This is a genomic window from Streptomyces sp. NPDC008079, from assembly GCF_042957385.1.
Taxonomy (GTDB): Bacteria; Actinomycetota; Actinomycetes; order Streptomycetales; family Streptomycetaceae; genus Actinacidiphila.
Genome location: NZ_JBIBIC010000004.1, coordinates 286,111 through 311,983, shown reverse-complemented (window position 1 = coordinate 311,983; position 25,873 = coordinate 286,111). Strand labels below are relative to the sequence as shown.

The window sequence follows — 25,873 nt, the reverse complement described above, 5'->3', positions numbered from 1 at the left end:
CGATCGCGGGCACACACCCTCTATGGCGCCGAAGGACAGTGGCACTCCATCATTGATCGTTCTTGCCAACTTCGCCTCCGCACTCGCTGTCGACCTGCGGGAACACGCCGTGGTCGCCCGGTGGGCCGAGCAGGCCCCGCGGAAGATCTGGCTGACCCGGCCCGGTGACGTACTGCTGACCCCGGTCCCGCTGTCCGAGCCGTTCGCGCAGTACGCGTGCGCCCTGACCGGCGTCCCGAGGGACTCCGTACGGATCGTCACCGTCCGTGACCGACCCGGTGTCGCGATGGCCGACTCCGTGGCCGACACGCCCGGCCTGACCGACGAGCTGCGCGCGCTCGCGGCGGCCCGCCCCGGCACCCGGCTGCTGCCCATCGCCCTGGACGCCTCGACGTTCGCGCTCGCCGCCGCGCTGGGAGTGCCGGTGTCCCCCTGCGGTCGCGGCGGGCCGGCGGTCGGCGCCGAAGCGCTGGCGGTCACGGAGCTGTGCAACACCAAGGCCGGTTTCCGCGCCGTGGCCGAGCGGACCGGGATGCGCGTGCCGTACGGGCGCACCTGCTCGGGCCCCGACCTGCGCGAGACCGTACGCGCGGTGCTCCGCGCGGCCGTTTCCGGGCGCGGTGTCGTGAAACCCGACCGGTCGGCGGGCGGGCACGGGCTGCGGTTCGTCGGCGCCGAGGATCCGCTGGTCGCGGCGGACGGCTTGGGTGTGGACGGACGTGGTGTCGTCGGGCCGGACGGTCTGGGCTCGGACGGCTTGGGCGTGGACAGACGTGGTGTCGACGGTTTCGGGCCGGACGGTTTCGGGCCGGACCGTTTCGCGTCAGAAGGATTCGGGTCGGACAGCCGCTGGACCGTGGAGGAGTACGTCCCCCACACCGTCTCGATCAGCGCCCAGTTCGTGGCCGCGGCGGGGGGACCGCGACCGCTCTTCGACGGTGCCATGCGCACCGAGGACGGCTCCTTCACCGGCTACCGGGCTCCGCTGCGCGGCATCGTGCACCCGACGGTGTGCGACGAACTGCGCGACTGGGGCATGGCCTTCGGCCGCCACCTGATCGCGCACGGCTACCGCGGCCCCTACGACATCGACGCCCTCGTGGCCACCGACGGCACCCTGTACGCCACCGAGTCCAACGTCCGCCGCACCGCGACGACCACCCCGTACGACCTGGTCGTCCGCCTCGCCCGCGGCACCCCCGTCACCTGGACGACGGGCACGGTCCGCGCGTCCGGTCCGTACTCCTTCACCGCCGCACTCGACCGCCTCCGTGACCGCGCGCTGGACTACGACCCCGAACGCGGCGACGGGGTCGTCCTCTACGCCGACACCCCTGCGGACGGCGTGAGTTGGCGGTACGCGATCCTGGCGCGCTCCGCGCGGAGGCTGGACGAGTTGGCGGCGTCCCTGCCGTCCGCGCTCCAGGACTGAACCCCGGAGCGCGTCCGCGCGGGGCCGAACTCCGTTTCGGGCGACCGCGGATGGGCCGGATCGGTCCGCCTGAGCGCGAGCGGCGGGCACCCGCGCTCTTGATCGGCCGCTCATGGCGATGATTTCCTCGCGGCGCATTCCGGCGTGACGTGCAATAGCGGGAACGTTTTTCCGGCCTCGCGATTCTGCGATATTCGACCATGCCGGTTGATAAATCAATCCTTCACTCGTATGCGTGCATCGCTTCCGCATCTCTTTCTTTAGTGTGCCTGGCACGGAGTCGGCCGTCCTCAGAACCCGCCTTTCGGGCTTCGCTGCCGTTCCTGTCAGGAGTCACGCCTCTATGACGTCACAGATCCTGCCCGCGCCGAAAGGTCGCACCATTCCCACGTGGGTCGCGGCGGTGGTCGCGCCGCTGATCGCCGCGTCTCTCGTCGCCGCGGTGTCGACCCAGGCGGATGCCACCGCCACGGCCGTCCCGCTGGGAACGGCGGACAGTTTCGCCGTACTGGCCGGTCAGACGGTCACCAACACGGGTCCTTCGGTGATCACCGGAGACCTCGGGGTGAGCCCCGGCACCGCCATCACCGGGTTCCCGCCCGGCCTGGTCAACGGGGCCCAGCACTCGGCGGACGCGGTCGCCCTCCAGGCGAAGTCCGACCTGGTCACCGCGTTCAACGACGCCGCAGGACAGGCCACGGACTCGGCGCTGCCCCCGGACGCCGGGGGTTTGTCCCTGGTCCCCGGCGTCTACACCTCCTCGTCCACGCTCGGTCTCACCGGCACGCTGACCCTCGACGCCCAGGGCGATCCCAACGCCGTGTGGGTGTTCCAGGTGGGCTCCGGCCTGACCACCGCGTCCGCGAGCCGCGTTCTCCTGGTCAACGGCGCCTCGCCGTGCAACGTCTTCTGGGAGATCGGCAGTTCGGCCACGATCGGCACCAACTCCACCTTCGTGGGCAACATCCTCGCCCTGACCTCGATCAACGTGACCACGGGCGCGAGCATCGACGGCCGCGCCCTGGCCCGTAACGGCTCGGTGACGCTGGACACCAACCGCATCACGCGGCCGGCGTGCGGCACGGGCACGACGACCGGTGGCACCACCACGGGCGGTACGACGACCGGTGGCACGACCACCGGCGGGACCACGACCGGTGGCACGACGACGGGTGGCACGACCACCGGCGGCACGACCACGGGCGGTACGACGGCGGGAACCACCACGGGCGGGACGACCACGGGTGGGACGACGGCCGGGACGACCACGGGTGGGACGACGACCGGTGGCACCACGACCGGTGGGACGACGACCGGTGGCACGACCACTGGCGGGACCACGGGCGGCACCACGACCGGCGGCACCACGACGGGTGGTACGACGACCGGCGGGGCCACCACCGGCGGTTCGACCGGCGGCACGGGTCACTACCCGGGCAAGCACTGCAAGCCGAAGAAGCCGGTGAAGCACTGCCCGCCCAAGAAGCCCGTGAAGCACTGCCCGCCGAAGAAGAAGCCGGGCAAGCCCGGCGGTTGGTCCGACAACCAGGGCTACGGCGCACAACCCGCTTCCCAGGCGGGTCACCAGCGCTGACGCGCCCGGAGCACGACCCCGCTCGGTGAGCGACCAAGCGGTGCGCGGCGGAATTGACACCGAATCCGCCGCGCGCCGCGGCACCGGGCCGCACAAAAGGCAGCAGCGGAAAGTAGAGGGCAGGCGCAGATGCGGGCAGCAGGGACAGCGGTGCGGGTCGATTCCGACACGCACGTGCGGGAATTGCCGGACGAATCACCGGAGTTCTCCGGACAACACCGACTGCCCGTCCCGCTGAGAGCGGGCATGGGGATCGCAATCGCGCTGATCGTGGCCACGGCGTTGACCCATGTGGCCATGGTGTTCCTGCACGTGGCACCGGCCAATCCGATCTCGCAGCGGTTCGGCCGCCAGATCAACGCCTGGATCTACCCGGTCTTCGAGCAGAATTGGCAGTTGTTCGCGCCGGATCCCGAGTCGGTGGACCGGACGGTCTACGCCCGTGTCGCGAGCACCGGCCCCGACGGGACCATGCACGTCACCGCGTGGGTCGACCTGACCGCAGCCGACACGGCGGCGGTCGAGCACGACCCGTTCCCCAGCCACACCCACCAGAACATGTTGCGCCGGGCCTGGTCCTCCTACGTCGACACGCACGGGAGCGACGACGAGCCCCACTCGGACCGCGCGGTCATGACCCAGCGGTACCTGCGCAACATCGCGGTGCAGCGCGTGGGGGCCCGCCGACCCGTCGGCGACGGTCCCGTCCAGTCCGTCCAACTCCGAGTGGTCACCGTGCCCGTCGCCGTCCAGCACGCGCGTCCGGTCGCCACCGCGGCCACGGCCGCCGACACCCGTTTGCTGCCCTGGTGGAAGGTGCCCTCGAATGACCACTGACCAGGTGACGTCCACCGACGACGCGGTGCGGCCGGCGCCCGACGTGCCGCGGCCCACCCCGAATAGGACCGGCCGGGCGTACGCCCTGCTCACGGAGCGACCGGTGTCCCTGTACGCGGCGGCCGTGCTGCGGATCGGATACGGACTGCTCTACCTCGTCTTCCTGCTCCGGGAGTTCTCGCATCGCGACGAGATCTGGGGACCCGGCTCGCCGTGGACTCCCGACCTCTCCCGGCAGCTCTTCGCCCAGAGCGGCTGGGCCAGCGTCCTGACGCTGTCCGACAACAAGGTCTACTTCGAGACCTGTTACGCCTTCGCCGTGATCATCTGCGCGCTCTTCGCGCTGGGTTGGCGGACGCGGGCGGTCTCCGTGCTCTTCGCCGTCGTCGTCGCCTCATTCCACGCCAGGGCGCTCTTCATGACGGACGGCGGCGACAACCTCACCCTGCTGATGTCCGTCTACCTGATGTTCACCGCCTGCGGACGCCGCTGGTCCCTGGACGCACGCCGCACTCGGCTTCGCCCCGCCCGCCCGGACGCGCTCGCCTTCGTGCAACTCCGTTACGTCCGGCGCACGTTGACCACGGTGCTGCACAACTGCGGCATGTTCGTCATCGCGGCCCAGGTCTGCTTCCTCTACGGATCCGCCGGCCTCTACAAGGTCCAGGGCGCCTCCTGGGGCAACGGCACCGCCCTGCACGACGTACTCAACCTCCCCCTCTTCCAGCCCTGGCCCGCGCTGTCCCATCTCGCCGACAGCTTTCCGACGGTGCTCGTCATCGCCGGTTACGTGACCGTCCTCGTCCAAGTCGCCTTCCCCTTCGTCCTGTTCGGCCGCCTCAAGTACCCCGTCCTCGTCGTCCTGATCGGCATGCACACCGGCATCGCCCTCTTCCTCGGCCTTCCGCTCTTCTCCGCGGCGATGATCATCGCCGACACCGCCTTCCTCCCCGACCGCCTCTACCTCTCCCTCTCCGCCCACCTCCGCCGATTCCGCCACCCCACCCCCGCGCCACCGGACCCCACCGACGCGCCCCCCATCCCCGCCCAACCCGCGCTCTAGGCTGTGTCGCCAGCGGAAGCCGGTGAGCCGGGCGCCCCCGGACCTCACGACGTCGAGCACGCCGCCTCCCGCCGACCGCGTGGTGTCCGTCTCGCCGCGTAAACTGTCGGCTCCGACGGTTTCCCGTTCGACCCGAAGGACTCAGCCGTGGCCGACCGGCCCGAGATTGTCTGCATCTGCGGCTCCACCCGGTTCGTGGCCGAGATGCGCGCGGCGAACCGTGACCTGACCTTCGCCGGTGCGATCGTCGTCGCGCCGGGCGAGGCGGACGCGCCGATCACCACCGAGCAGAAGACCGCACTGGACGCCCTCCACCTGCGCAAGATCGACCTGGCCGACCGCGTTCTGATCGTCAACCCCGGCGGCTACGTCGGCGAGTCCACGACCCGGGAGATCGCCTACGCCCAAGCCACCGGCAAACCGATCTCGTTCACCGATCCCGTCTGACCATTAGGCTGAACCGGGCGTGGCTGCGCGAGCGCGACATCGCCACAATGATCCCGGAACATGACGAGCAGATCGCCCGCCGCCCGCACTGCGCATGCCGGCGGTCGTCTGATTCACGATCGCTGTTGTGGTTCGGTCGAGCGGGGGAAGAAGTGGCCACCTTTTCGCACGGTGCGGTAAAGCCGGTTCGAGGGCTGGTGAAGGGGGTCGTTCGCCTGGCCGATGGTTCGGTGCTCCCCGATTTTGTCATGGAGCCGAAAGCGATTTCGTCGGTCGAGGTGCGGAGCATCGCGATGATCACGAATCATCTTGGACGCTACTCCTTGAGCCTTCTGCCTGGTATTTACGTAATCCGTACCCACGGCATTGCGGAGGCGAGGCGCGAGTGGACGGGCGAATCACACGAGGTCACGGTCGAAGCGGGGCAGGTGGTGCATGTGGATGTCACGGTCCGTCCGCCGTTGCATCGCCCGGCTTCACAGCACCTTCCGCCCGTCTCGTGATCAGCTGAGGCTGTGCGCTGAGGTGGACGGCGGTCAGCGGAGCGTGGGGGCGCCGTTGTGGATGATGATCGTGGCGGAGCACTGTTTGTCGGCGCTTGCGCCCTGTTGCCAGACGCAAATGCGGGTGCTGTGGTTGATGTCCGAGACGGTGCCGGTGCGTTCGGCGCCGGTGGAGGCGGCGAGGCCGACGGTCAGCCCGTCGTCGCGGATCAACTCGGCGTGGCAGGTCTCGAAGTAGCTGGTGTTCAGCATGCCGTAGAGCTTGCCGGCGCCCGCGTCGTCGAGCCAGGCGGTGCAGCCACCGGCGGGACCGGCGGAGGCGCCGGAGCCCTTGATCGCGGCGGGGTCGTCGCTCATGCTCACGCCGTCGATCGGGTACGTGCCCGGTTCGTTGGTGGCGGACGTGTCGCTTTGGCGGGTGGCGGAAGGGCTTCCCGACGGCGCGGACGGGGACGAGGGCGGCAGGCCCGCCGCGCCCGCGCTGCCGCTCGTCGCGGCGGAAGGTGACGCCGAGGCCGTACGCGAAGCGGAACCCGAAGGCGACGCGCCGGGACCGTGCGAACTGGGCGCGGCCCCTGACGCTGACGGGGAGGCTGATGCGGACGCCGAGCCGGACGTGGACGCGGGAGCGCCTCGACCGGAAGTGCCCGTGTCGGCACGGAAGAGCGAGGGGCGCAGGAGCAGGAGACTTCCGGCGACCACCGCGACGAGGCAGAAGACGAGCGCGGGTACGAGGACGCGGCGACGCCCACGCGCCAGCCGCTCCTGCCGGGGGGCGATCACGGCCCCGGCCGGCCCTCCGGACGCGAGGGAGACGACGGCTTCGCCGGTCACCGCGCCGCTCGCGCCCGCGGAGGCCGCGGCGCGGGCCGCCTCTGCCATCGCCGCGGCGTCGGGAAAGCGCTCCTCGGGCTTCTTGGCGAGGGCGGTGGCGACGAAGTCGCGCACGGCGGGAGGGAAGTCGGCGGGCAGGGCCGGCGCCGGCTGCTGCACATGTTTGAGCATGATCTCGATGGGCCGGTCGCCGTCGAAGGGCAGTTTCCCGGTGAGCATCTTGTAGCAGACGACGCCCATCGAGTAGAGGTCACAGGCCGCGCTGACGTCGTGGCCCTCGACCTGCTCGGGCGCGATGTAGAGGGCGGTGCCGACGATGGCGTGATCGGGTGTGATCTTGGAGGTGGCGAGGTCGCTGGCGATGCCGAAGTCGGTGACCTTCACCCGGCCGTCGTCGCAGATCAGCAGGTTGGACGGCTTGATGTCGCGGTGCACGATCTGCTGCCGGTGTGCGGCGTGCAGCGCGTCGAGCGCTTCGGCGGCGGTGGTGAGCGCCTGCTCCGGCGGCAGGGGCCCGCCCTCGTTGAGAAGCTCGTCGAGCGGTCGGCCCTGGACGAGTTCCATGACGATGTAGGCCACCCGCGTACCGTCGCCGAAGGCGTTCTCACCGTAGTCGTGGACGTCGACGATGCCGGAGTGGTCCAGTGCGGCGAGGATCAGGGCCTCGCGCCGGAACCGCTTGGCGAACCTGGCGTCGCCGAACAGCTCCGGGCGCAGGACCTTTACCGCGACCCGGCGTTCGAGGACTCCGTCGTCGGCCCGCCAGACATCGCCCATGGCGCCCCCGCCGATCCGCTCCGCCAACGTGTAGCGCCCGCCGAGCAGGGTGCCCCGATCCCACACGCCCGTCCTCCAGAATTCCCCCGGTCACCGGCTGTCAGCCGGAGCGCACAGTCTGCCAGAAGCGGCAGGAGTGAATGAAGGGAAAGCCCCTGGCGCCCAAGCGATGTGACATCGCATCAGCTCGCTGCGGAAGGCGTGCGCGTCCGACGGCGGGGGCCCGGCGCTCACGCGCGCGGCGACCGGCGCTCACGCGCGCGGCGACCGGCGCTCACGCGCGCGGCGACCGGCGCTCACGCGCGCGGCGACCGGCGCTCACGCGCGCGGATTCCAGAAGATCTGGAGGTCCTTCTCCTGGATCAGGTCGAAGCGGAGGGCGAGCGAGACGAGGGCCTCGCGCTTCCAGCCGAGGCGTGGGCTGTCCTGCGTGCCGGTGCGCTCGCGCACCTTGAGCTTGGAGCCCGCCAGGTAGTCGATGTGGAAATTGACGGCGGACGCGGTCAGGTCACCGCAGTCGGGGAGAGGACGCAGCCGGGTGACGACCTCGCCGACCGTGGGGATGGCAAGGCTGGACGGGTCGCGCAGCCGGGGCTCGCACAGGGCGAGCAGCACCAGGAAGTACTTGGCCGTCGGGTCGAGTGCGAAGGGCAAGAGGGTGAGCCCGGCCGCGTGGCCGGTGGGGGCCTCCGGTCCGGGGTCGAGGAAGGCATGACGCGGGGCGAAGACGGTGAACCGGGTGAAGCCATCGGTCAACGGCAGCACCACGCGGGAGAGTTCGAACGGGATGGGCGCGCCCAGCCGGCGCGGGGCGACCTTCACGTACTCGCCGCCGCCTTCCAGATTCTCCACGACGTACGTCGTACGGGCGCTGAAGTTCGTCAGCCGCCAGTGGTCGTCGCTCGCGGTGAGTTCGCCCGCGTAGCGGGAGACACCCTCGCCGAGGAGGGGGATGTCGACGGGCTGTTCCTCGGTGCCGCGTCCGAACGCGGCCACCTGCCCAGGGCCGAGGGCGAGTTGCCGGGGCCGACCGGGCCGCTCGGCCTCCTGCCCTGGTGCGTCCGGGAGTTGAACGATGACAGTTTCCATGCCGTGTGCGCCTCGTGTCATCCGCGTCATCCGCCCGCTGCCCGTCCCCGCAGGGCCAGGAGTTTAGCAACGGCCCGCGCACGGGACGGACGAGGCCGGTGGGGAAGTTGTGAGGACCCTGAGAGCCCTCAGGTTACGTACGGCCACGTGCGGCAGCAGAGTCGGTGCGTCCGGCAACCGCATGGAGGGAGTGACTGTGCCTGAGCAAGACGCACCCGGTCCGACCGCGTCGACCGACAAGAGCACGTGGCAAGCGCGAACGAACCCCGCCGCCGGGGCGCGTGGCGGTTCGGGTGAGGCGGGACTCCCCACCTGGCAGCAGACTCCTCGGGCCACACCGCCACCGATGGGGCGGCCCGCGCCTGTCAGGACACCCGCACCCAGGGCGCCGTCGCGACCTGGCCGCCCGGCCACGCCGCGCCCGTCCGCCGGTACTTCGGCCACCTCGACCTCGGCACAAGGGCCGGTCCCGGCTCCTGCCCAAGCTCCGGCCGCCACCAGGCCCAACAGATTGACGTTACGCCGCTGGCGGCCGGTACTCCTCGCCATGTTGCCCTGCCTCCTGCTGGCAGGCGTCGGCTGGTGGTTCTGGCCCAGTCAACCCGCCCCCGTACCGCTGCACTTGGTCGCGGGCACGGTGCACGCCGCGCTCCTCACTCCCGACGAGGCGAGCCGCCTGACGGGGATGACCCTCACTTCCGGTCCGCGATCGGGCGAGCCGGCTCCCGCCCTGGCCGCCGATCCGTCGAGGTGCCGCGTCGCGGTCGGGCCGACCACCCAGGCGGTCTTCGGCAAGGACTGGACCGCCTTCCTGTCCGCCACCTACCAGGACGCCGGAGGACTCGGCGACTACACGGTGACCCAGGCCGTCGGCGTCTATTCCGACAGCGAGAAGGCAAGCGCCGTCCTTCGGACGCTGACCGCAGGGATCGGCTCCTGCCCGTCGGCCGTCCGCACCGACCAGGACGGCCGTACCTCCCCATGGACCTACCGGGTCGATGACACCACAGTGAACGGCGTCGCCTGGACCGCCGTCCAGGACGGCGGCAACGGCTGGGCGTGCTACCGCCGGGCCCAGCTCAAGGGCACGTCGCTCGTGCAGGTGGGGATCTGTGAGGCGGGCGACGGGCGGCCGACCGTCCAGACGCTCACCGAGCGCATCGCTGCCGGGGTGGGCGAGTGAACGTCAAGGGCGGGAGGCCCGGCTTTCCTTCCCGGTCCCGCCGGAGCGGCGAACGTCGTGCCCTGGGGCCGGTCCTGACCGCACTGCTCGTCCCCGTCGCCATCCCGGTCCTCGGCGCGGGCCCCGCAGCCGCCGCCACCGCGACGGCCCCTCGTACGGCACCCGCTGGGATCACCCGTACAGCGCCCGCCGCGGTCAGCACCGAGGTCCCCGCGCCGCTCCCCGCCACCGGCGGGATCTCCGCCGGCCTCACCCTCAAGACCGTCATCTACAACAACGAGGTCACGGCGCTCCAGCAGCGCGAGACGAAGCTGACCGCCGAGAAGCGGACCCTGGCCAGGGCCACGGCCTCGTACAACTCGCGGGGCGCCGCCTACAACTCCAAGGACGCCGCCTGCGCGGCCAGGAAGGCGGCCCACAACAGCAAGATGGACGCCTACAACGCACGCGTAGCGGCCTACAACGCCACCCCGCACGACTTCGTCCTCCCCGAACAGCAGTCCGCTTACGCCGCAGCCGAGGCCCAGAAGGAGCAACTCGACGCCGAGGGCGTCGCATTGAGCCAGGAGACGGTGTCGATCAGGGGCGAGCAGCGGCAGCTCGACACCGAGAAGGCCCAACTCGGCGCCGAGAAGACCCGGTTGGCCGCGGACATGACTCAGCACAACGCGCGGACCCGGACCTGGAGGTCCGACCGGAATGAGTTGGAGAAGGAGCATCGGCACCTGCTCCTGCAAATGGTGACCGCGCTCCAGGCACTGCTCGACGCCCCGCCGCCGCAGGCCGCGACCATGGCTCAGGGCGCGGACGCGACCGAGCCCCTGGACCTCACCGGCCAGGCGATCCGGGCGCCCGGCGGCGATTCCGCCTCACGTGCCGACGAGGTCGCGTCCCTCGGTCGCTACGCGGTGGTGACGCATGTGCCCGTGAGGTTCCAGCCCGTCGTGGTACGCCTCTCGCCGACCGCGCTCTCGAACGTATCGGCGGCGGACGCGGCGCGGTTGGCGCCCTCGGTCACCTACGACGCCGTCGTGCCCGAAGCGGACGGACACTACGCCGCCGTCGGTATCCGGCACGGTGACGCAGCCCCCGACACGGACGCCGACCGGGCACGGAGCGCCTTCGACAACGTCCTCGCACACGGGGGACAGGCCACCGCGACGGTCGACGGCGGGCCGGTCGTCATCGACAGGACCATTACCGTTCCCGCGGACGACCGCGTCAACGACCCTTGCGGCACAGGCGCGGGATTCACCGGGAGCAGCATCGTCTATCTGCCCCGCCACAAGCAGGCCGGAGAATGCGTGGCCACCGGGGCCTACGGGCAGCTCGACGTGCAGAACTACACCGGCGACCGGCAGATCAAGCTTGGATTCGCGCTGCCGGGTCTCCGTACCCTGCCCGCGAGCAACCGGGCGCGCGGACACCTCATCGGATTCGCCATGGGCGGGTCGAACACCGACACCCGCAATTTCGTTCCGCTGTACCAAGAAGCCAACCAATGGATGTACACGTACGCGGAACGGCCGGTCGTGAAGGCCGTCAAGGCGGGCGGCCATGTGTACGTGGAGGCGTATCCGGAATACGGCGACCCGAATTCCGCCGTGCCGACGTCAATCAGCTACCACACCCAGGGCGACGTCGAAGAGGAATGCGTCATCGAGAACAACCCCACGGGCGCCGGAAGCCGCTGCCACAACGGATCGTGACCCTACGGGACCGACCGTCGCACGCGACCGGCAGAGAACGCCGGGCTCCGCAAGAGCCACCTATCACGCGGGAAACACCGTCACGCAGGGAGAGGAACGAAGATGTCCGAGACGAGGGGCGTGCTGCTGCCCGCGTATGTGCTGGCGGACGAGTCGGGTTCGATGAGTCCGTACCTGGAGGAACTCTCCAACGGGCTGGTGTCGTTGTGCGAGGGACTTCGCGCGGAGCCGATGGTCGCGGCGAAGCTGCGGCTGGCGGTGCTGGGGTTCTCCGACGACGTGCAAGTGCGGCTGGCCGTGGCCGACATGCGCACCGAGAGCACCCTGCCGAAGGTGCAGATTCGTGGACTCACCAGTTACAAGGCCGTGTTCGAGGATCTGCTGGACCGGATTCCCGCCGATGTGCAGTGGCTGCGCGGTGAGGGATACAAGGTGCACCGCCCCGTGGTGTTCCTGCTGAGCGACGGGCAGCCCACCGACGGCAGGTCCTGGCGCGGCCCGCACGCCGAGCTGACCGACAGGGCCCGGACCCCCGCGGCGCCGAACATCATCGCCTGCGGCATCGGTGACGCCCGGGCCGACACCATGCTCGAAGTGGCGACCCGTCCCGAGTTCGCCTTCGTCGCGAAGGCCGGGACCGACCTCGGCCAGGCCATCTCCGAGTTCTTCCACTCGCTGACCGCCAGCCTGGTCGCCTCCGGGTACGCGCTGAACTCGGCGAATCCGCAACTCGTCGTGAACCGTCCCGATCAGTTCACCATGGCGATCGACGAGGTGTGAGCGTGAACCCCAACGGCGGACTCCTGTCCGCCGGGACACCGGACGTATCGGCTCCGGCGCGGTCGACGCCGCCCTGGCAGCGGATCACGGTCGGCACGCCGGGGCCGGAATTCGAGGCGTTGCCTCCCGGCCAGTACGACTTCGACTTCCCCGACACCGAATGTGACGGCTGGTCGACGGGCGAACTGGCCATGCGGTACGCCTCGGTTCGGGGCGCCAAGCACCGCTACTACCGGCAACCGCGACAGGACGCCGCCCGCGCGGCCGTGCACGCCGCCACCGGCAGCGTCGTCTTCGCGGTCGCCGACGGCGTCTCCAGCGCGTCCGACTCCGAGCAAGGCGCGATCGCGGCCTGCCGGGCGGCAGTTGAGCGCACGCTCCATCTTCTCGACGGGGCGGCAGGCCCCGTCGACCTGCGGGACGTGGCCTGCCACGCGGCCGACCGGCTGTGCGAACTGGCCCGTTGGCGGCTCGGCGGACGGAACCCGCAATTCAGCGAGGTGGCCGATCTGTACGCGACGACGCTCATAGCCGGGGTGGTCCGCCCCCGCCCCGAAGGCCCGCTGGTCGAGCTGTGCCGCATCGGGGACTCCGGAGCGTGGGCCCTGGACCGCTCGCGCGGACAGTACCTGCCGCTCTTCCCCACCAAGACGGGAACGGACACCCTCCTGGTGTCCGGCACGGTGACCCCCCTGCCCCATGTGCCCGACCCGCTGGAACGGACCAGCAGACGCCTGTCGCCGAGCGAGGCGCTGGTGATCGCGACCGACGGTTTCGCCGACCCGCTCGGCGACGGTGACGGCCAGGTCGGCTCGCTCTTCGTCCGGCACCTGACGAACCCGCCGCCGCCCCTGTGGCTCGCGCACCTGCTGGACTTCTCCCGGGAGACCTTCGACGACGACCGGACCCTGCTGACAGTCTGGCCCACGGCGCCCGGGGGACAGGGGTGAACGCCCCGCGAACCCCCGCGGTCGATCACCACAGGCTCGCTCTGGGCGCCCAGTTGGGCCAGGGCGGCCAGGGCACGGTCCACGAGGTCACCAACCGGAGGATCAACGAGGCGGCGGGCGGCGGCTGGGACGTGGTCTACAAGGAGTACGGCCCCGCCGTACTGCCCGCCCTGCGCGCCGACGCGCTCGCCGCGAGAGCCGACCTGATCGGCGAGTTGAGCGCGGCGGACGGGAAGTGGCTGTGCGAGAGGACCGCCTGGCCCGCGGCCGTGGTCCAACGCCACGGGCACACCTGCGGGTTCCTCATGCGGGCCGTTCCCGACCGCTTCCGATTCGCGTTCCAGAGCCTCAACGGGGCGACCGGAGCCCGACGGCTCGCCACCGTGGAGTACCTCCTCAACGACGACGCCTACGTGGCCGGTATCGGCCTGACCATCAGCGACAGGGACCGTCTCGCCCTCCTGGGCGACCTCGCCACAACCCTCAGCCGACTGCACCGCCTCGGCATCACCGTAGGAGACCTGTCACCGAAGAACCTGCTGTTCACGAAGGCACCGCACCCCGAGTGCTTCCTGATCGACGCCGACGCCATGCGCCTTCGCGGCACCAGCGTCCTCCCGCAGGCCGAGACCCCCGACTGGCAGGTCCCCGACGGCGAGGAGAAGGCGACGGGGGCCGGCGACGTCTACAAACTCGCCCTGCTCGCCGTACGTCTCATCGCCCGCGACCAGACCGCCGCCGACCCCGCCGTGCTGACCTCCGTCAGCCCGGCACTCGCCGACCTCGCCCGGAACAGCCTCGATCCCGACCCGAGGCGTCGTCCGGCTCCCGCCCTGTGGGCGGAGAACCTGGCAGCCGCCGTCAGGACGGCGTCGACGGCCCCGGCTTCCGCGCCCGGTCGGCCGACCCCGCACCAGCCGGGCCGTCCGGTGCCCGCGGCGGCCGTTCCCGGCGGGGCACCGACCACGACCACCACCACAACCAGAACCGGAGCGCTCGTCGCCGCGAGCGTGGCCGCCGTCGTACTCGTCGCACTGATCGGTCTCGGCGTCACACACTCCCATCACGCCGACTCCGATACGGCCGCCCCGGTCGGGTCGACCTCCGCGACCGCGCCCTACCCCGCCATCACCGACCCGACGTTCACCGTCCCCGACCCCACGGACACCACGGACAGCGATCCCGGCCCCACGGATCCCGGCCTCACGGACTCCGATCCCGTGACCACATCGGCGTCCCCGCCCCCCGACGACATCGCCGCCGCCGAGGTCGGATCCTGCTTCTACGACCACGGGACCACCAAACGGGCCGACTTGATGGCGACCGACTGCGGCGACGGGGCGTTCAAGGTCGTGAGCGTCTACGACGGCACCACCGACCTGTCCCGCTGCGACGACGTCACCGACAACGACGAAAGCGTGTCCTCGACGGTCAACAACCGTGTGCTATGCCTGAGTTATCAGAGCCCCGGCGGCACCGCCTTCCACGCGCGGCAGGGCGACTGCGTCTACGGCGCCAACTCCGGCGGCTCCTGGAGCACCCAGACCTGCCGGACCGGCAACTTCAAGGTCCTGGCCACCTACCGAGGCACCACCGACGACGCGAAGTGCGACTCCTGGCCGCACTACAACGAATGGAAGCGCTTCGGCGTCGCGGGCGACTCAGGACTCGACGTACTGCTCTGCCTGTCCATGAACTACCCCGACGACGCCGGATACGCGACGCAGCGCGAATGCCTCCTGAAATCCGGCGCGGACGGCCACGCGACCTTCACCAACGTCGGCTCCTGCGCCTCCTCCAACGTCGTGGTCACCGGCCGCACCAGCCGATACAACGCCAGCGCCTTCTGCGGCCACGACGGCTGGACCACCTGGGAACCCCCGGAGTACCCGGCCCTCGCCTACACCGTGTGCTGGAGACCGAAGTAGGCGGGTACGCGGGGCGGACGGCTACTGGGGCTGGGTCGCGATCTGGATGAGGTTGCCGCAGGTGTCGTCGAAGACGGCGGTGGTCACGGGGCCCATTTCCAGGGGCTCCTGAGTGAAACGGACGCCGAGGCCCGACAGGCGCTCGTACTCCGCCTTCACGTCGCTGACGGCGAACTGGGCGAGCGGGATGCCATCCTCGAAGAGCGCGTCGCGGTAGGGCGTGACGGCCGGGTGGCCGGCGGGCTCCAGGAGGAGTTCGGTCCCGCCGGGCTCGTCGGGTGAGACGACGGTCAGCCACCGGTCCTTCTCGCCCACCGGCACGTCGTACTTCTTCACGAAGCCGAGGACGTCCGTGTAGAAGGCCAGGGCCTTGGCCTGGTCGTCGACGAACACACTGGTCAGATGGATCCTCATGAGGTGCTCTCCCTTGGTTCGGACGTGCCGCGGACAGGCCAGCGCTCGGTGATCTGCCGCAGCGGGTCGGTGTTCAGGTCGTGGAACTTGTAGCGCCCCTCCCGCCGGGTCTCGACGAGCCCGGCCGCCTCCAGCACGGCGAGGTGCTGCGAGACGCCCTGACGCGAGAGCCCGAGCCGATGCTTCATCGCCAGCCGCGAGCAGATCTCGAACAGTGTCTGTCCTGACTTCTCTGCGAGCTCGTCGAGGATCGTCCGGCGGGTGGGGTCGGCCAAGGCTTTGAACAGGTCATCGGCCACACCCCCATGATAGGCAAGCCCCCACTTGCCTATCAAGCCGAGGCGCACGCCGGAACCGTCGATGACCAGGCGGTGCTCACGGACCCGACGGCGGCGTGAACCTCGCCGACGGACCCGGCCGAGGGTTTGAACCTCGCCAAGACATCCGCTCGGAGCTGTTCCGGCCATCGAAGGTAGCCCGCCGGGCGGTCCGGCTGCGGAGCGAGCGTCTGCGCGCTGACCCCGAGGTATCGGGTCAGAAGTCGCAGGAGCAAGTCGTGCGAATCGCCGGGAGGTGTCCTTGGGAGGGATCGTTTCCGCGTGATCACCTGAGCCGAGTGAACACTCGTAGCAAGATCGCTCTCGCCGGTGCCGTCGCGCTCGCCCTCAGTGGGCCTCTCGTCGCCGGTACGCCCTCTGCTTCCGCCTCCGCTTCGGCCCCGGGGCCCGCACCGCTGGTACACGCGGCGGACCGGGTGCCGGGCGAGTACATCGTCACCCTCGACAAGAGAATCGACCCCGCCGGAACGGCGGCGAAGCTGGGTCTGAAGCCGGCCTTCTTCTACAACACGGTCCTCAACGGCTTCGCTGTCCGCCTCACTCCCCAGCAGCTGACGCTCGTCCGCGGCAGCCTCGGAGTGGAGGCGGTGGAGGAGGACGGGAAGGTCGCTGTTCCCGACCCGGCGACCGCGTCCGCCCCGGCGGTACGCCAGGGTCCGGCGGCCTCGTCCTGGGGCCTGGACCGGATCGACCAGCGCGATCTGCCGCTCGACGGGGAGTTCATCACCGCCGGCAACGGTGCCGGAGTGACCGCCTACATCCTCGACACCGGCATCGACTACGGCCACTCCGAGTTCGGCGGGCGCGCCACGTTCGGCTTCGACGCGGTCGCAGACGGCAGGGACGGAGCCGACTGCAACGGCCACGGCACGCACGTCGCGGGCACGGTCGGTGGCAACACCTACGGCGTCGCCACCAAGGCGAGCCTGGTCAGTGTCCGAGTCCTGGACTGCCGGGGCAACGGCGACGACTCCGCGGTGATCGCGGGCCTGGACTGGGTCGCCAAGCACGCCGTGCAGCCCGCCGTCCTCAACGCCTCCATCGGCGGCGAGAAGTCCCCGGCGCTCAACACCGCCACAACCGCCCTCTCCGACGCGGGCGTCCTGCCGGTCCTCGCGGCGGGCAACGACGCGAAGGACGCCTGCGAGCAATCCCCGGCCTCCGCGCAGCGGGTGGTCACGGTCGCGGCGAGCAACAGGTCCGACGAACAGAGCACGTTCTCCAACTGGGGCCCATGCGTCAATCTCTACGCCCCCGGAGAAGGCATCCTCTCAGCCAAACTCGGCGGCGGCTCCGCCTCCCGGAACGGCACCTCGATGGCCGCACCGCACGCCACCGGAGTCGCCGTCCTCTACAAGCAGGAACACCCCGCGGCCAACCCCGCCGAGACCGCCGAATTCCTGGAGACCACGGCCACCCGGAACGTCCTGACCAAGCTCAACCCGACGTCCCCCAACGCACTTCTGTTCACCGACGGACTCTAGCCCGGACCAGCCGTCGGCATCGTGACAGGCGGATCGCGCCACCCGGCCGTCAACCGTGCCCCCGCCCATGTGGTGGCCGACCGGGATACGACGGCCGGTGGACTGGCGGCATCCGCCACCGGCGCCCGGCCCCCCCCCCACGGCTGCGGCAGCCCCGCCACCGTCCGGCTCGACGCACCGACACCGGGCGACGCCAAACGACCCGCTCGGCTTGTCCGTCATCTACCAGGACCTGCCAGGTCTGCCGATGACTTGGGAACTCGGGCCGGGCGGGCGCGAGGTGTGCGCGGAAGTTTCTGTTCCGCCGGCGGAGAACAGCGGCCCGACCGGGCTCGACGGCCATTACGGTCCAGTCGTATGACGACGGTTACCACGCGTACGGTCGAGTACCCGGCTGACGGTTTGACGATGGTCGGGCACCTCGCGCTCCCGGCCGGTACCGACCGCCGGCCCGCGGTGCTGGTCGGGCCTGAGGGCATGGGGCTCAGTGACGTCGAGCGCCGTCGGGCGGATGCTCTCGCCGAGCTGGGATACGTAGCGCTGGCCTTCGACCTGCACGGCGGGCGCTATCTGGGGGACCCCGAGGAGATGCTGGCCCGTTGCCTGCCGCTGCTCGCCGACCCGGACCGGATGCGGGGGATCGGCCACGCGGCGCTGGACGTGCTGCGCGCCGAACCGCGCACCGACCCCGACCGGATCGCCGCCATCGGCTACGGCACCGGCGGCGCCATCGGGCTGGAACTCGGGCGCGACGGCGCCCACCTGCGCGCGATCGGCACCGTCAACGCGACGACCACCGGCCGGCCGGGCGAGGCAGCGCGCATCCGCTGCCCGGTGTGGGCGGGCGTCGGGTCGGAAGACCCGATCATGCCTCCCGCGCAACGCAACGCGTTCACCGCCGAGATGCAGGCCGCGGGCGTCGACTGGCGCCTCGTGGTCTACGGCGGCGCCCTCCACGCCTTCCACCACCCGCCGGTCGACCACCCCATGGTCCCCGGCGTCGGCCACCACCCACAGCACGCACAACGCGCCTGGCGCGACGTCATCGACCTGCTCACCGAGTGCCTGCCCGTAACGGAGTGATCCGGCCGGCAACCGCCCTTCCGGGCCGCGTACCAGGCCGGTAGATCGCCACCGGCTCCGGCGGCTCCGGTTTGCAGGGCATCATCGCAGCTCGGATTCGCTACGAAGACACCAAGAGATCCCTCCGCCGTTGGACGGAGGCAGCATGTCACCACCGCGCGGCCGACGATCGCCCCACTCCGTTCTCGCACCCACGACCTGGCCTTCTGGGCAAGCGCATGCCGGGCACGCAGAGGGAGGGTCCATCAAGCCGTGACGTACCCTTCCGCCATGACAGATGGTCAAACGGACCTTGAGCGGCTGGCATCGGGCAAGTACGTCCGGGTCACTACCTTCCGTCGGGACGGCACAGAGGTTCCGACCCCGGTGTGGGTGATCCGGGACGGTGACGCCCTCGGTATCTGGACGGTCGCCGACTCCGGCAAGGTCAAGAGGATCCGCAACCGCGCCGACGTCCTGGTGTCCGCCTGCGACATTCGCGGCAACCCCTCGGGCGAGCCCGTCCCAGGACGGGCGGACATCCTCACCGGCGAGCAGACCCAGCACTACCGCCGTCTGCTGGCCCGCAAGTACGGGTTGACCGGAAGACTCACCCTGCTGGGCAGCCGCCTGCGCCGCGGCCTGGACGGCACCGTCGGCATCCGGATCACCCTCGCCTGACCGCGCGGCAGCGTCCCCGCCCGCCAACGCGATCCCGACGTCGCCGAGGCGGTCGGCGGAGGAGTTGGGGCCGGGTGGTGTCGCGATCCGGCGTGGGGATCGGTGGGGGCGCATGGATACTGAGGACCCGAAATCTGCTTCAGCCGTTGGCTCGGTCTTCGTCCTGCCGACCGCAGCGACCAGGTGACCGCACGTCCGCACAGTGAGGCCCGGCTCCGCAACCGGCGGGTGCGCGTAGGTATGCATCGTCTCGTTGAACTCCCTGTGCCGGGAGAGCGCCTGCACGGCCTTGGGGCTCAGGCCAGAATCAAGGAGCCATGTGGTGGAGAAGTGCTTCAGGCTGTAGGACCGGGTTCTCTTCGGCAGCCCGGCTAGCTTTACCGCTTGGTCGTTTCGTTTGGATCGGCTGGCAGGCCAGAGGAAGATCCCCGCGATATGCAGTCCAGCCAGGTAGATGGTCCCTGTCCTGTCGTCACGGGCGGCCATGCCCCGTCACTGCTTCAAGCGGTTAATGCAGCCTTCAACGGTGTCGCGCTGTTTGCATGCCTCGCGGTCAAGGGCTGGTGGCCTTCCGCGACGCAGGTGGTGGTCTCGTTGATCGGCCGGAACGGGGATAACCGCCCGAATGCCACGCGCGCGCAGGTGCTCGCGGATCGCACGGGAGGAGTACGCCTTATGGGCCAGGCCACGTCCGGATGGGGACGGTGATCCGACCGGGTTCGCCGCGGCCTCCGGCGGCGGGTGGAAGCCCGAACCGGGCGCGGAGGACCTGACGCTGACCGGCTCCCCGCTCACCGGCACCTTCACCCTGAAGGGCGGTGAAGGCACGACCACCACGTTCGCGAAGGTCGACCCCTCGGCCACGACGTGGCAGGTGACCTCGACGTTCCTGCCGACCACCAACTCCACCACCCAGGTCGTCTCGGAGAAGATCCCGGTCGGCAATACGTTCCTGGCCCGCCCCAAGTACGCCATCGCACCCACGTCCGCCGTCACGCAGGCCACCTGCTCCACCACGTCCGCGACCAAGGGCTGCCGCGTACTGGAATACGTCTACGCCAACGCCACCACCGCAGGTGGGCTGGGTGCCTTCTTGCTTGACCAAGCCGGGGTTGACGCCGAGCTAGAAGCCGCCGGGCAGCGGCTTGCCGTCCTTGTAGGCCAGGACGTCCAGCGGTGAGGGGCCGTCGGCGGCGTAGACGACGCAGTCGGACAGGACCGCGACCGGGTACTGGCCGGTGGACGCGCCGTACTTGATGATTCGAGCCGCGCGGTGTTCTGCCCAGCCCGGTAGCGGTAGTTGGGAGGTCCTGAGCGGGGTTGGGTGGCGGAGTGAGGCATGTGCACCGGCTGCCGCGTGGCCTTTGGCGAGCGGCAGCCGGTCTACGTCGGGGGCCTGTTGCGCGATCGGCGTTTCAGGTGGTCACGGCTGGGCGGGCGGGTCGCCGCGCAGGGCGAGGGAGTGGTAGCCGCCCGCTGCGATGGCCTGCACTTTGGTGGCGGCGTCGGTGGGGAGTGCGGTGAGGGCCGTGGTGTTGGCTTTCCATTCAATGGCCTGGCCGTTGTCGCGCAGGGCGACGATGCGGTCGTATCCGGCTGCCACCGCGACGACCCGGGTCTGGGCGGTAGTCGGCACCCACTGGTTGGTCATCGCGGTGCCCCAGGCGTAGACGCGACCGCCTACGACGGCGACGGAGAAGTCCTTGCCGGCGGCGATGGCCGTGGCCGTGCCGTTCTTGACCGGGGTGACGACGTCCGTCTGCTTCTTGCGGTTGTCGCCCCACGCGATGACTTTGCCGTCGTCGGTGAGGGCGAGGGCGTGGTAGGCGCCGGCGGCGATCGCGGTGATTCCGGTGTGGGTTCCCTCGGGGGTCTGGGTCTGGCCGTAGCGGTTGTCGCCCCAGGCCAGGACTTGGCCGTGCTTCAGGGCGAGCGAGAAGAACTGGCCTGCCGCGACGGCGTCGACGCCGGTCTGCGCGGCGGCGGGGACGGCTGTGGAGCCGTAGCGGTCGCTGCCCCAGGCGATGACCTGGCCGTTTTTGACGGCGAGGGAATGGAGATAGCCGCCGGAGACGGCGGTGACGTCGGAGCGGAGCGCGGCCGGGACGTCTGTCTGGTGGTAGAGGTTGCTGCCCCAGGCGGTGACGGCGCCGTCCTTGACGGCCAGCGAATGGAAGGCGCCGGCGGCGATGGCGCTCGCCCCCCGCAGCGCGGCGCCGGGGATGGCGGTCTGGCCGTAGGTGTTGTCGCCCCAGGCGAGTGTCGCCCAGTCGGTTGCGGCGCGCTGGGCGGGAGCCGGCGTCACGACGGCGGGGGCGGTCCCCGGGGTGGCGGAGGCCGGCTGGGTGAGGGCCGGCAGGGGGCTGACGGCGGCCAGGGTGATCAGTACGGCCGCGGGTCTCCAGTGGCGTCGGCCTGCTTCACGGCGGGTCGGCATGGGGCGGTTTCCCTTTCCCTGGGAACTCGGGGAGGTGGTGGTCACGTCAGCCACGGTCGGCTCCGGCTGCCGGCGCGCCCGCGTCGACGGGGGTTTCGGCAGAGGGACGGTTGGAGCGGCAGCGTGCCTGCTCACCGGAGGTGAGGGGACCGGTGCGCTGGTAGACGCGGTCGGCGAGCTGGGTGGAAGGGTGGTCGACGACCGTGTAGAGGCGCCAGTCGAGGTTCGGGTCGGCGGGTGTGGGATTGGAGGTGTACCAGCCTTCGGTGCGCTGGCGTCCGCTCTGGGTTTCGATCCAGGAGACCTCGCCGGGGCTGATGACCTCACGGACCGTCCGGTCGGCCGCCGGGGCCCATGCGGGGGTGGTGCCGGTGCCGGTGGTGAACTGGCCGTTCATGTTCGAGCGTGCAGCCGACCCGGGGGCCGGGGGCAGTCCGGCGGCGGCGGGCAGGTCGCTGATGGTGCGTGAGGAGATCCGCAGCGGCCGTTCTCGGGTGATGGTCGCGCGGGTGCAGTTGATGTATCCCTCCTCGGCCTGCCTGGCGGGCTCGTAGTACGCGAAGGAGTAGTCGGACTCGGCCGTGAACGTGCAGCGGCTGGCGGCGGTGTTGCACTCGGTGACGGCCTCGGTGACGGTCCGCTTGTCGTTGCCCCTGAACGCCAGCGAGGGCGGCAGTTCGTTGTTGCGGATGGTCTTGTCCAGTGGGGGCGGAACCTGGACCGCCGTGATGTTGGTGATCATCGGTCCGCACTGTCCGCCGTTGGTGCCGGTGCCGGCCGCGCCGCCGTTGGGTTTGACCGGGACCGTGGAGGCGAAGGTGAGCAGCGGCTCGTAGGCGTTGGCGGTGAAGGTGTAAGTGCGCCCGGTGCGCCAGACACCTGCGCCGAAGACATTCCATTCCTTGTCCGGGTCGGGCTCGGTCAGCTCTTTCTGAACGGCGCCGCCCTCACCTTTGACGGTGTAGGTCTGCCCCTGTTCCACCGTGCGGGGGGCACACTGCATCGCGATGCCGGGGCTGTCGTCGAAGGTGACCGTGACCCGTGCGCCCGGCCGCACACCGCGCAGACGCTGCTTGAACTCGTAGGACGAGCCGTTCTGGGGCAGCATCGCCGCGGCCTTCCCCCCGGGGTGGCCCGTGACGGTGCCCGCGTAGCGAAACACTCCGCTGGCGGTTCCGGCACCGTTGTTCGCGGACGTCGAACCCACCGACCATCCCGTGGGTGTGAGGGTGTTGCCGTTTCCGCTGATCGCCGGAAGCGCCAGGTCGCCGTTGATCACGGCGACCGGCTCGGGCGTGTCCGCCGAGGACGCCTCCGGAAAGGCGACGGCCACCAGGCCGAGACACATGGCCCCGACAGCGGCACGGCGAAGCACGGGGCGGGCTGTGGTCACGAGGGTCCTCTCCGGGGCCGGACCGTGCGGCGGCTTCGTGCGGGCGCTCACGAGGCGACGCCCGCGAGGTGAACGCGGTGCTTGAGCCAGGCGCCCGCGGGCAGCCTTTCGACGGTCAGGCCGGCGTCGGACCCGGCGCGCGCACCGGCACGGCGGGCCGGAACGCTGCGGGTGGGCGGGGGCGTGGTGGTCTCGTCGATGGCGTCCCTGCCGCCGGGCCGCAGCCGCTGGCAGGTGTTGCCGGGCACGGTGTAGGTGTCCGCGACGAAGGTGCTGCGGTTGACGGTGGAAGGACCGTCCACGAAGACGTTGTGCGCCCCGAGGCCGCTGCCGGTGAGGATGCTGCCGGCCACGCGCTGCATCGCAGCGCTCGCGCCGAACATGAGCGCGTCGCCCGGGGCGACGGTGACCTCGTATGTGGTGGACTCCGTCTGCTGGGTGCTCCAGTTCTTGGAGTACGACAGCTTGAAGGCGCCCTCGAAGGCGGCCCGCAGGCCCGCCGTGCCGGTCAGGGTGCCGCTGCCGTTGGCGGTTCCCTTCGCGGTGGCCTCGGCGCTGGGCCCCTTGGACTGGTCCGGGGTTTTGAAGGTCCCGCCGGCCTCGCCGCCGACGCCGGCGGTCACCGAGCCGGAGGCGTTCAGGCTTCCCTCGATGGTGATCTGCCCGGTGATCTCGCCGCCGAGGTTGTCGGAGCTGGAGACCTGGAGGGAGACCTGACGGCTGACCTTGATCGGCTCCTTGGTACAGTTGAGGACCGCATTGCCCAGCGATCTGACAGCGGTGACGTACTCCCTGGAGGCGTCGCGGTTGATCTCGAAGCGGCAGGCACCGGCGTGTGCGGCACAGTAGTCGCTGATCTTCTGCGGGGAGTCCAGCGGCTTGTCGCCGTCGAAGGCCTGCGCGACGGGGACGGCGGGGTCGGGGCCGTCGGCCGCTGCGGCGGCCGGGGCGGACAGCGCGATCGCCAGGGCTGCGGCGGCGGCAAGGACTCGGCGGTTCGTCGTGGCGGTCATGGGTTCATCAACTCGCAGACGCGGGTGAGGTCGGCGGGGTCACCGGAGGACGACAGCGCGGGGGGCAGATCGGCTCCGAACGCGGAGCACTCGCCGCTGACCGCGGTCTGTGCGTTGTTTGAAGGAGCGGGGTGGACGCCTTCCAGTTCCTGCTGGGTCTTCGCCATGCCCTCCTTCTGCTCGTGGCCGTCCCCGGCGAGGTTGGTCATGCAGTCCTTCGAGGTGGGCGGGCACTTGGTGGCCTCGCCCTTGGCGGCGCCGATGTCCTCCTTGGCCTGCGCCTCGTCCTTCTCCACCTTGTCGCGCTGCCCGTCCACTTCCTCACGGTCCTTCGTGGACGCGGGGCAGGGCTTCTCCGCGCCGTCCGGGCAGCTCGAGTCGGTGGGGGAAGGCGTCGGATCGTCGGCCGCGCGGACGACAGCGACGGTGGGAGCGTCATGCAGAACTGCCCGGGAGGCGGGGAGGGCGGCAGCGGTGATGGCCACCGCGAGAGCGGCGATGCCGCGGGAGACAGGGATACGCGTCATGTTTCTGGGCACGATCTTTCCAAACACATGTTCATATACGGTGCATGTCGTCATGAACATATGAAAATCAGTACAATCTCAAACCCATCCGTGCCGCAGCCGGAAAACGATCACGCGATCGGCTCTGCGACCCGCCTCCTGAGCCCCGGCCACCGCCGGAACGGGGGCTGTAGATGCGGCCAGTGGACGTGGATTCGCGCAGTGGACGTCGTGGCGGACCCTGCGGAAGGGAGGCGTCGCCCTGACCTGGGGCCCCACGGGAGCGCAGATACTCCGCCAAGCCGTCGGGTCGAACCGTTATACCCGGGTGGAGTTGCTCGCGCCGCGCAAGCGCGTCCTGGGCGAACCACTTGCGTTTGAGCACGTGCCCGCCGTCAGCCGTCGGGACAAAGGAGGCATAGCCGCGCTCGGCTTCGGGCCCGAAGACCTCGGCCAGTGCTGCCGGTGCGTGCGCTGCTCACGCCGGTCCGAGCCAGCACAGCGCCTCGGGGAATGAGCCTGCACCAACCGGCTCGTCGGTGGGGACGAAGCAGGCGTCCTCGGCGTGGGCGCGTCGCAGCCGAGCGCCTTACGAGGGCGACGAGCGGTCACAGTGACGGTTACCTCCGATCCCGGGCTCTATCGCTTACTAAGCTCGCGACCTTGACCATGGGTATCGGTGACCCCAGCGAAGCTGTAGCCACGGCCCAGAAAGCGCTCAGCGAAGTCAGCGGGTTGAGGTCCAAACGCGCTCTGACTGACGTGGCGGCGCTGTCCGATGCTGCCCGCCCCTTCGGGCGCAGGCCAGAGGCGGCCGAGCTGAGGCGGAGAATCGCCGATGTCGTCGCGCTATGGCCCGGCGCGAGTCGAAGCATCACGGCACATCCTTCAGGAAGCAGCCAGTACCGCCCACTTGGCAGCTGACGACTCCGAGCCGATCCGGTTCGCCGAAAACGATCTCTGACGGATCCCTGGTGGCATCGTCGTGCGCATCGCCCGGCCGGGGCAGGACGCGGCAGCAGCGCGTGAAGTCGCCGTGGCAAGTTGGCTTGCCGCCACGACGTCCGCGCGGTCGTGCCCCTGTCCATCGAGCAGCCCCTCATTGTCGCTGGCCGACCGGTGACCTTCTGGGATGAACTGCCCGAGCACCAGCACGGCACCGCCCGAGGACCGCCCTAAGCTCAACTGCCTGGCGCAGATGGATCAGCGTGGCCACCAGCCGATCGACGAGCATCAGCTAGTGGCGAACTCCGGCACCCTCGGCCCGCTTGCGGATTCCGCCCCGCACAGCATGACGTCGGCCTGCCATGGCGCCGCCAACTCCTCGATCAGGCAAGCGAGATGACGCCGGGAGATCCCCGTGAACAGCCGGTGCGTCAGTACCGCCCGATTGACCTTGGGACCCGATGATGGTGGTGC

The 25,873-nt window shown here is 70.4% G+C and carries 23 protein-coding genes and 2 pseudogenes; 15 read left to right on the top strand and 10 right to left on the bottom strand.

What is annotated here, in order from left to right; genetic code table 11:
- The first annotated feature begins 52 nt into the window (after positions 1-52).
- The 6 genes from ACFZAM_RS12835 to ACFZAM_RS12810 all read left to right on the top strand — a co-directional run bounded on the left by ACFZAM_RS12835 (position 53) and on the right by ACFZAM_RS12810 (position 5,876).
- Complete coding sequence (locus ACFZAM_RS12835) at positions 53-1,432, top strand: peptide ligase PGM1-related protein (RefSeq protein ID WP_391045344.1); 1,380 nt, start codon at positions 53-55, stop codon at positions 1,430-1,432.
- A gap of 343 nt (positions 1,433-1,775) precedes the next feature.
- Positions 1,776-3,026 carry an ice-binding family protein gene (locus tag ACFZAM_RS12830; RefSeq protein ID WP_391045341.1) on the top strand — a complete coding sequence of 417 codons (1,251 nt, stop codon included), beginning with the start codon at positions 1,776-1,778 and terminating at the stop codon, positions 3,024-3,026.
- Between the two features lie 246 nt (positions 3,027-3,272).
- On the top strand, positions 3,273-3,863 hold the full coding sequence (locus tag ACFZAM_RS12825; RefSeq protein ID WP_355345550.1) for a DUF5819 family protein: 591 nt from the start codon (positions 3,273-3,275) through the stop codon (positions 3,861-3,863).
- Entirely contained in the window at positions 3,853-4,926 is a 1,074-nt protein-coding gene (locus tag ACFZAM_RS12820) for an HTTM domain-containing protein (RefSeq protein WP_391045339.1), read from the top strand. The genes ACFZAM_RS12825 and ACFZAM_RS12820 overlap by 11 nt, the downstream gene beginning before the upstream one ends.
- Positions 4,927-5,073: 147 nt before the next feature.
- Positions 5,074-5,373, top strand: coding sequence for a hypothetical protein (locus tag ACFZAM_RS12815; RefSeq protein ID WP_355345544.1), 300 nt, complete (start codon positions 5,074-5,076; stop codon positions 5,371-5,373).
- A gap of 47 nt (positions 5,374-5,420) precedes the next feature.
- On the top strand, positions 5,421-5,876 hold the full coding sequence (locus ACFZAM_RS12810; RefSeq protein ID WP_391045336.1) for a carboxypeptidase-like regulatory domain-containing protein: 456 nt from the start codon (positions 5,421-5,423) through the stop codon (positions 5,874-5,876).
- 33 nt (positions 5,877-5,909) lie between these two features.
- Here ACFZAM_RS12810 and ACFZAM_RS12805 read toward each other — a convergent pair whose 3' ends face one another.
- Both ACFZAM_RS12805 and ACFZAM_RS12800 read right to left on the bottom strand, forming a co-directional pair.
- Positions 5,910-7,553 carry a protein kinase gene (locus tag ACFZAM_RS12805; RefSeq protein ID WP_391045334.1) on the bottom strand — a complete coding sequence of 548 codons (1,644 nt, stop codon included), beginning with the start codon at positions 7,551-7,553 and terminating at the stop codon, positions 5,910-5,912.
- Between the two features lie 252 nt (positions 7,554-7,805).
- Positions 7,806-8,576 carry a serine/threonine protein kinase gene (locus tag ACFZAM_RS12800; protein ID WP_391045331.1) on the bottom strand — a complete coding sequence of 257 codons (771 nt, stop codon included), beginning with the start codon at positions 8,574-8,576 and terminating at the stop codon, positions 7,806-7,808.
- Between the two features lie 547 nt (positions 8,577-9,123).
- Between ACFZAM_RS12800 and ACFZAM_RS12795 the strand changes: the two genes are divergently transcribed.
- The 5 genes from ACFZAM_RS12795 (at position 9,124) to ACFZAM_RS12775 (ending at position 15,126) form a co-directional block, all read left to right on the top strand.
- Positions 9,124-9,759, top strand: a complete 636-nt coding sequence (locus ACFZAM_RS12795; RefSeq protein WP_391045328.1) for a sensor domain-containing protein — start codon at positions 9,124-9,126, stop codon at positions 9,757-9,759.
- Positions 9,756-11,468 carry a DNA/RNA non-specific endonuclease gene (locus ACFZAM_RS12790; protein WP_391045325.1) on the top strand — a complete coding sequence of 571 codons (1,713 nt, stop codon included), beginning with the start codon at positions 9,756-9,758 and terminating at the stop codon, positions 11,466-11,468. Before ACFZAM_RS12795 ends, ACFZAM_RS12790 begins: the two co-directional genes overlap by 4 nt.
- Positions 11,469-11,570: 102 nt before the next feature.
- Positions 11,571-12,248, top strand: coding sequence for a VWA domain-containing protein (locus ACFZAM_RS12785; protein ID WP_355345526.1), 678 nt, complete (start codon positions 11,571-11,573; stop codon positions 12,246-12,248).
- Positions 12,249-12,250: 2 nt separating this feature from the next.
- Positions 12,251-13,198, top strand: coding sequence for a protein phosphatase 2C domain-containing protein (locus ACFZAM_RS12780; RefSeq protein ID WP_391045323.1), 948 nt, complete (start codon positions 12,251-12,253; stop codon positions 13,196-13,198).
- A complete protein-coding gene (locus ACFZAM_RS12775; protein WP_391045320.1) occupies positions 13,195-15,126 on the top strand; it encodes a hypothetical protein in 1,932 nt (643 codons plus the stop codon). The genes ACFZAM_RS12780 and ACFZAM_RS12775 overlap by 4 nt, the downstream gene beginning before the upstream one ends.
- Positions 15,127-15,147: 21 nt before the next feature.
- On the opposite strand, the gene ACFZAM_RS12770 is transcribed toward ACFZAM_RS12775, so the two are convergent.
- Together ACFZAM_RS12770 and ACFZAM_RS12765 are read right to left on the bottom strand one after the other, a co-directional pair.
- The gene (locus tag ACFZAM_RS12770) at positions 15,148-15,540 is read right to left on the bottom strand and encodes a VOC family protein (RefSeq protein WP_355345517.1); all 393 of its coding nucleotides are present in this window, start codon (positions 15,538-15,540) and stop codon (positions 15,148-15,150) included.
- A complete protein-coding gene (locus tag ACFZAM_RS12765; RefSeq protein WP_391045317.1) occupies positions 15,537-15,839 on the bottom strand; it encodes a metalloregulator ArsR/SmtB family transcription factor in 303 nt (100 codons plus the stop codon). The genes ACFZAM_RS12770 and ACFZAM_RS12765 overlap by 4 nt, the downstream gene beginning before the upstream one ends.
- Before the next feature lie 317 nt (positions 15,840-16,156).
- Between ACFZAM_RS12765 and ACFZAM_RS12760 the strand changes: the two genes are divergently transcribed.
- From ACFZAM_RS12760 to ACFZAM_RS12750, 3 genes are all read left to right on the top strand, one after another.
- On the top strand, positions 16,157-17,362 hold the full coding sequence (locus ACFZAM_RS12760) for a S8 family serine peptidase (RefSeq protein WP_391045315.1): 1,206 nt from the start codon (positions 16,157-16,159) through the stop codon (positions 17,360-17,362).
- Positions 17,363-17,719: 357 nt separating this feature from the next.
- Positions 17,720-18,445, top strand: a complete 726-nt coding sequence (locus ACFZAM_RS12755; protein WP_391045312.1) for a dienelactone hydrolase family protein — start codon at positions 17,720-17,722, stop codon at positions 18,443-18,445.
- A 270-nt stretch (positions 18,446-18,715) separates the two neighbouring features.
- Complete coding sequence (locus ACFZAM_RS12750; RefSeq protein WP_391045309.1) at positions 18,716-19,105, top strand: PPOX class F420-dependent oxidoreductase; 390 nt, start codon at positions 18,716-18,718, stop codon at positions 19,103-19,105.
- Between the two features lie 414 nt (positions 19,106-19,519).
- Here the strand turns inward: ACFZAM_RS12750 and ACFZAM_RS12745 are convergent.
- Positions 19,520-19,789 (bottom strand): annotated as a pseudogene (locus ACFZAM_RS12745) (transposase); the annotation flags it as partial.
- Between ACFZAM_RS12745 and ACFZAM_RS12740 the strand changes: the two are divergent.
- Positions 19,731-20,285 (top strand): hypothetical protein, encoded by a 555-nt coding sequence (locus ACFZAM_RS12740; protein ID WP_391045307.1) that lies wholly within the window; start codon positions 19,731-19,733, stop codon positions 20,283-20,285. The pseudogene ACFZAM_RS12745 and the gene ACFZAM_RS12740 overlap by 59 nt on opposite strands.
- A 243-nt stretch (positions 20,286-20,528) precedes the next feature.
- Here ACFZAM_RS12740 and ACFZAM_RS12735 read toward each other — a convergent pair whose 3' ends face one another.
- The 5 genes and pseudogenes from ACFZAM_RS12735 to ACFZAM_RS12715 form a co-directional block, all read right to left on the bottom strand.
- Positions 20,529-21,542, bottom strand: coding sequence for an RCC1 domain-containing protein (locus ACFZAM_RS12735; RefSeq protein WP_391045305.1), 1,014 nt, complete (start codon positions 21,540-21,542; stop codon positions 20,529-20,531).
- 46 nt (positions 21,543-21,588) lie between these two features.
- Entirely contained in the window at positions 21,589-22,890 is a 1,302-nt protein-coding gene (locus tag ACFZAM_RS12730; protein WP_391045302.1) for a hypothetical protein, read from the bottom strand.
- Positions 22,891-22,982: 92 nt separating this feature from the next.
- The gene (locus tag ACFZAM_RS12725) at positions 22,983-23,948 is read right to left on the bottom strand and encodes a hypothetical protein (protein WP_391045299.1); all 966 of its coding nucleotides are present in this window, start codon (positions 23,946-23,948) and stop codon (positions 22,983-22,985) included.
- Positions 23,945-24,475, bottom strand: coding sequence for a hypothetical protein (locus tag ACFZAM_RS12720; protein ID WP_391045296.1), 531 nt, complete (start codon positions 24,473-24,475; stop codon positions 23,945-23,947). The genes ACFZAM_RS12725 and ACFZAM_RS12720 overlap by 4 nt, the downstream gene beginning before the upstream one ends.
- Before the next feature lie 959 nt (positions 24,476-25,434).
- Positions 25,435-25,834 (bottom strand): annotated as a pseudogene (locus tag ACFZAM_RS12715) (IS5/IS1182 family transposase); the annotation flags it as partial.
- Positions 25,835-25,873 lie beyond the last annotated feature (39 nt).